Raw genomic sequence first — 6,184 nt, 5'->3', positions numbered from 1 at the left:
CATTTATTTAATAATCAAAATGTTATAATTTATCAGCAGACCCTATATTAATCTTTAGCGTGCAATAACGGCAACTCGTTCAATAATTTCTTTTGAGTACGCCAAGATGGTAAGTGTTTGTCCATGAGTAGGATGAAGCGTTTGTTGTGGTGGCGTTCGAGTAAATGGACAAGTTCGTGCACAACAACATATTCAATACAGTCCAGTGGTTTTTTGGCTAGCTCGATATTGAACCAAACGCGGCTTTTATCTACAGCACAACTTCCCCATTTTGTTTTCATGCGGCGTATCCTAAACGGGGGGGCTGGTACGTCCATAGCTTTTGATTTCTCAGCGATCATGCTGATTAGGAGCTGCCGTAGCTCCTTGCGATAAAACCGGTATAGCAGCATTTCTGAAAGAACTTTATCGCTGGGATCGGTCGAGCGGATCAAAATTTTCCTCCCTTTCACTTCCACAGTGTTCTTCGTGGCTTTCTCCATGCGGAGCAGGTAGCGAGTGCCGAGGAAGAAATGGCTTTCTTGCGTAGTATAGTCACGGATGGGCTCCCGTTCCTGAGTGTGGAATTTGTGCTGTTCCTTTTTTATCCACCCCAGCTTAGTGGCGGCGTATATCCGTAGCTTTTCTAAGCTGTAACCGATGGGCGATGAAATAGTCACCTTGCCTAAGGGTGGGTGCACGCTCAAATGCAGGTTTTTGATGTCTTTAAACCGCACTTCAATTTCCACCCCGCCTATCTTAATCGTTTCGGTTTGCATCAATATTCGTCTTTATGCGCGTCGATGATTTTATAGACTTCCTCTACCTTATCCAAGTCGTTCACCACGTCGTAAATTGCTTTTTTCAATTCGCGCTGCTTGGTGATGTTTTCGCGAAAACCTTCTTTTTTAGCATATTGTACCGCATCTTCGCAGGCTAAAGTCAGCATCTCATCGCCCAAAGTGTGATACAAGGCGACCTTGCCTTTGGTATTCAAGCTGGCCGGCACATCATCCTTTTTTCCCTGGTTGACCTGACGAATCAGCTCAGCCATCTCCTTTAAATAATCCTGGTAAGCGATCGTTTCTTGCTTCCTGCGTTCGATCAACTCCTGTAGCAGCACCGACATGTGGTCGAAATATTTAGGGTCCAGCAGGTGCTCTTCCACAATCTTGCTGCGTACGTTGTTTTCAATCGTTTCGGCTACGGCTTCTTTGTTGCCTTTAATCCCTTTGGGCAAACTGTCGATGGCCTTTTCCATATCCGTTTCCATGAGGTCTAGTAGCGAAATATCGTCAAAGGGCGATACTTTTTCCGACTCCTCCGCACGGATATAGGTGTCGATCAGGAAACGCATATCAGCTTCATAGGCTTTCAGGTCGATGGTTTCGCCCGAGGCTTTGCGAATGACTTCGCGCAGGTTCAGGTAATCTTCCATCTTTTGGTGAAAACGCTGGATTTCTACTTCCGAGAAGGAAGTATTGGCGAAATCGGCTTTCAATCCTGCATAAGCACGAATATATTCCACAATGGATTTGTACAGCGCCATGCGCTTGTATTCATTGGCTTTCAGATCGTCCGGGTTTTCGGTATTGCCGCAGAAATAATGGATGAATTCCAGATCGCTGCGGGGTGCCTCCACCGGTTCACAAATCGCTTCCACGGTTTCCAGTGCAACCATCAGGCGGTCGGTCGCAATCTTGATGCGGTCTTTCAACTGCACTTCCACTTCTTCTTTGCTAAATCCTTCGCTGTCCAGTTCCGAAGTGTACACATTGATTGCATCGGCTACATTACCGAACAATTCCATATAGTCTACGATATAGCCATAGTCTTTGTCGTCGGTATCCAGGCGGTTTACCCGGCAAATCGCTTGGAACAAAGTGTGATCCTGCATCTTTTTGTCGATGTAGATGTACGAGCAGGGTGGCGCGTCAAATCCGGTAAGCAGTTTGGATACCACGACCAACAATTTCATCCTTGCCGGCTCTTTTCGGAAGCGCTCTTTGCTTTCCGTCTCATAGGTGTCGGTTTTGGATTTATTCCCGCTGGGGCTCACATTTTTCAACAAATCCGTGTAGGTCTTGTAAATATATTCCTTGTCGGTTTCACTGTCGGCACCTGTGTCTTCCAGCGAAATATCCCTAGCATTGGGATTGTAGGAAGTGATGATGGCGCATTTGTTCTTCAGCTCGGTTTGCAAAAACAAATTGTAGTATTTGCAGGCTTCGTATATGCTGGATGCAACCAGTATAGCGTTTCCACGTTCCGATTTCAGCCGTGGTTTGGTCGCGAAATCTAATAGAATATCGGATACGATTTTCTCCATCCGGCTCTTGGAGCTCAATACGTTTTGCATCGTGCCCCATTTCTTTTTCAGTTCATTTTTCTGGAAATCGTTCAGGCCTGCGGTTTTCGACTCAAACCATTGGTCTACCCGGGTTTGCGAGGTCAGGTTTTGCTCAATACTTCTTCCTTCGTACATCAGGTCTTTCACCACCTCGTCTTCTACGGCTTCGTTGAATTTGTAGGTGTGGATATAGCGTCCAAATACATCCATCGTCGTCTTGCGGTCGGCTTTCAGTAGGGGAGTGCCCGTAAATCCGATGAACACAGCATGGTGCAAGACGGCTTTCATGATTTGGTTGAGTTTGCCGCTTTTTGGGTACGGTGGCACTCGTCGATGAAGACAAAAATCTCCCCTTGCGTTTGTACGGGATTTTCCTGCAATTCTTTGATGAACGAATCGAAATCGGTTTCGCTTTTATTGCCGAATTTATGGATCAGCGAGCAGACCAATCTAGGCCGCGAGGAGGTCAAAAACTGCATCAATTCCCTCCCGGATCGGGTTTTGGCAATATCGCTTTCGCCCACATCGTTAAACACCCCTTCGATCTGATCGTCCAATTCCGTTCTATCAGTCAGAATAACAATCCGCGAATTGGCCACATTTTCCAAGATCCACTTGCCTAGCATCACCATCATCAGCGACTTGCCCGAACCCTGCGTGTGCCAGATGATCCCGCCTTCTTTACGTTTCACAAAACCTTGGGCGGCTTTCAAACCAAAGTATTGGTGTGGCCGGGGCAACTTCTTCACGCCGGCATCGAAAACCACGCCATTGTAGATGATGTCGAGAAAACGCTCTTTGTCGCAGAGCTTTCGAAGGTATTTATCCAGTTTGTAGCCTGTGTTATCCTGCTCGTCCTCTTTCCAGGAGAGATAATATTTAGCGGGTGTTTCGATGGTGCCGTATTTCAATCCTTGCGTATTGTTGCCCGCAAACAGGAATTGAACGGTCGAGTAAAACCATTCATTGAAGGTGGCACGCTGGTTGGAAATCGATTGGTTGACGCTCTCGGCGATATCGGTGGTTCCCCGTTTCAGTTCCAGCACACCCAGGGCGATACCGTTTACGTACAGCACGATATCCGGGCGACGTGTATGCTGGCTCTTGGCCAACGTGACTTCCTCAGCAATACCGAACTCGTTTTCCTCCCAATTTTGCCAATCAATCGGGAATATCGTTTCAAAATGCTCACCCAGTTCGGGACGCGCTTTCACACCATAACGCAGCAAAGAATACATTGCCTTATTGCGATCGTACAGACTACCGGCATTGGTATTCGCCAAATCGTACACTTCTTTTACTGCTTTATTTGCCAAGGTATCGGAATAGCCACGCTGCAAGAGATTCTTTTTTAAAAGCTCTTGTTCTACGTTGCTGTTATGCTCCCGTTTCTCCCAATTGCCATAATACACAAAGCCCAGCTCCTGTGTGAAGAGCTGCACAATGCGGTTTTGGGTGATGCGTTCGATGGGGTTGATCATGTTTCAGCTAATTTAGAGTTAAGTGAGTTAACAAACACCTCAATTTGATCTTCAATTAATTCGGGGATGGCAACCTGTATTCCTTCTATGAAAAAGGAATTTTTAGAAATATTTTTGCCAAATAATGTATGCCTGCTCGTTGAGCTGTTGTTTTCAAACTCTATGGGGTAAACCAGAGTAGAGAATACGGTTTTATTAGGCTCATCAAAATAATACGAATAGGTGTGAATTTGAAAAATGTCTTCTCTATCCACATCTTCTTTTCGGAATTTCATCCGTTTATATTTTGCGTCAACGACAAGAACTTTACCGTTATTTTCCAAGACAAGGTCTGGCTTTATTGTACGTTTAAAAAACGTGTTGCCATAAATTTCATACTCAGGGTCTAACATTATCCAACCATGTGGGCGCAGGTTTTTAGTGAGAACTCTATGTACAAATAACTCCCAAACCTCCGCCATGTCAAGGTAAAAACTATTTTTCTGGACATCGCTACTCGCTAGACCAATTTCCTTGGAGTTTACAATCTGCCACGACAAGTCAATCAAGGGTTTGTACGCAGCATACAAATGACTGTACTTTATGGATTGATAATCAGAATAAGGTATGCGATAATCTAATCCATCAATACAACCCAATTTCTTGAAATCGGATCTGATTATATTGGATAATAAACCATCGCTTAGAAAGTAGCTCTTTTTCAAAATCTTATACGCTTTGTACAGGATCCTATTTGGAATATTATCAATATCTTTCAATAGATATTCGTAACGTAAATTATTCTTTACCCGAATATCGATTAAACTTTCTTTTACTAAAAATTTCCCCCTGATGGTTGTTCCGCTTTCCCTAATCCTTTTGTTTTTTTTGAATAAGCCGTGTTTTAATGCTTTCTTCAAGTGAGACGTCCAAATTAAGGAAACCACCAGTTTATGAATATCGATTGTGCGCTTGTTAGCTAATGAATGATAAGAAGGAGGAAGTTTGGTGGAATAAATGTATTCAAATAGCTTGACTAATAATCCGTGACCAAAGCGGGGATCAATTTTCAGCACAAATATCCGTCCTTTGTAGATAAACTCACATTCACCGATATATCGATTGGCAAACCATTGCCTTTTTTGATAGTCAAAATAAACAATGGATTCTTCTTCTTTCCCATTGGTCGAAAAATGAAAAATTTCTGGTTCTACCTCCGCTATAAAATAGAATAACGCATTACTTATTTCTTCATCACACGTAATGGGCAAACAGTCCTGCGCATTTATATATATTTTAGAATAGCGATCCATGGCGGATTAATTTAGGAAAATAGATTTCAGGTCGTCTAAAAGCTGCTTTTTACTTATTTCGTCATGATTTCCCATAAATGCCTCCAATATTGGTCGGATGGAAATATTCCATAAAATATGGGCCGGCCCATTTTCCTCAAACAGAAAACTGTTTTTACTGCTGTACCCTTTTAGCGACTTATATTGATTATAGATGGGTACGATATCACCAAAAAAGGCGTGCCCTATTTGATACATTTTACCTAGTTCTTCATTTGCTTCGACTTGGGCATTCAGGGCATTGATGTTTTTATAAAAACGCGCTAAATCTTCCGATCCAATTTTACTGTTAGTTTCTGACGCTCTGTGCTCGATGATTGCTTTCAATCTTTCTTCCCGATAGCCATAAAAGAACCACATAAATCTTCGGCGTAATGCAAAATCAATTTGTTCAAGTGAAAAATCGATTTCGTTCATCGTACCAATGATGTGGAGGTTACGAGGGATATTCAATTTCAAATCTTCAACCCCTACAGAAATATCGTAATCCCGCTGCTCTAAGGCTGAAAAAACTTCTCCAAATAATTTGGAAAGATCAACCCTGTTCATCTCATCAAGAATAAGAACATGCGGGATATCTAAAGCACTATTCTCGTTTAAGTCCTTTCTGGCTTCGTCACAGATTTTCATCAAACTTCCTGGCGTTAGAACCGTATCACCATTTTTCAGCAAATACCCGCCTATAAAATTCTCATACGTGTAGTTGGCATGAAGCTGCAAATGGTGGACTCTGTTTTTAATAATTCCGTCAGGATTGGATAAATATTCTACTAACCGATTTTTATCATTAATGTACTGATTTAAAATAAAAGCATTAGCCAGTTCTTTGGATTTAAACGTTTTACTTGTGCCGGGAGGGCCGTAAAAGACTACTGCTTTTTTGAACAGCAATGCCTGCAGTTCGTCAAAATCCAAGTCGTCGTCGTCAGAATTCCAAACTCTTCGGATGGCTAAATGCTCATAGAAATCAAAGTGTTCATCTTTAATCAGACTCGTAATTTTATAATTCCCCCCGAAAACAGGACAGCAGTTTAAGTTAGATT

5 protein-coding genes are annotated in these 6,184 nt (G+C 42.8%); all 5 read right to left on the bottom strand.

Going from position 1 to position 6,184, the window contains the following annotated elements; translation table 11 throughout:
• Positions 1–47: 47 nt before the first annotated feature.
• On the bottom strand, positions 48–758 hold the full coding sequence (locus NGM62_RS21285) for a M48 family metallopeptidase (RefSeq protein ID WP_262250328.1): 711 nt from the start codon (positions 756–758) through the stop codon (positions 48–50).
• On the bottom strand, positions 758–2,617 hold the full coding sequence (locus NGM62_RS21280) for a type I restriction enzyme subunit R domain-containing protein (protein ID WP_262250327.1): 1,860 nt from the start codon (positions 2,615–2,617) through the stop codon (positions 758–760). Before NGM62_RS21280 ends, NGM62_RS21285 begins: the two co-directional genes overlap by 1 nt.
• Positions 2,614–3,810, bottom strand: coding sequence for a type I restriction endonuclease (locus NGM62_RS21275; RefSeq protein WP_262250326.1), 1,197 nt, complete (start codon positions 3,808–3,810; stop codon positions 2,614–2,616). The genes NGM62_RS21280 and NGM62_RS21275 overlap by 4 nt, the downstream gene beginning before the upstream one ends.
• Positions 3,807–5,102, bottom strand: coding sequence for an McrC family protein (locus tag NGM62_RS21270; RefSeq protein ID WP_262250325.1), 1,296 nt, complete (start codon positions 5,100–5,102; stop codon positions 3,807–3,809). Before NGM62_RS21270 ends, NGM62_RS21275 begins: the two co-directional genes overlap by 4 nt.
• Before the next feature lie 6 nt (positions 5,103–5,108).
• The coding region (locus NGM62_RS21265) for an McrB family protein (protein WP_262250324.1) at positions 5,109–6,184 on the bottom strand (1,076 nt) is incomplete at its 5' end.

The organism is Parapedobacter soli (assembly GCF_025460835.1).
In the GTDB taxonomy this organism is placed as follows: Bacteria; Bacteroidota; Bacteroidia; order Sphingobacteriales; family Sphingobacteriaceae; genus Parapedobacter; species Parapedobacter soli.
This window is presented reverse-complemented; position numbering and strand designations above follow the sequence as displayed.

Bases quoted from the DNA above. Each gene is read 5' to 3' on its own strand.
- NGM62_RS21275 (WP_262250326.1), bottom strand. From the start codon at position 3,810: ATGATCAACCCCATCGAACGCATCACCCAAAACCGCATTGTGCAGCTC.
- NGM62_RS21280 (WP_262250327.1), bottom strand. From the start codon at position 2,617: ATGAAAGCCGTCTTGCACCATGCTGTGTTCATCGGATTTACGGGCACT.
- NGM62_RS21270 (WP_262250325.1), bottom strand. From the start codon at position 5,102: ATGGATCGCTATTCTAAAATATATATAAATGCGCAGGACTGTTTGCCC.
- NGM62_RS21285 (WP_262250328.1), bottom strand. From the start codon at position 758: ATGCAAACCGAAACGATTAAGATAGGCGGGGTGGAAATTGAAGTGCGG.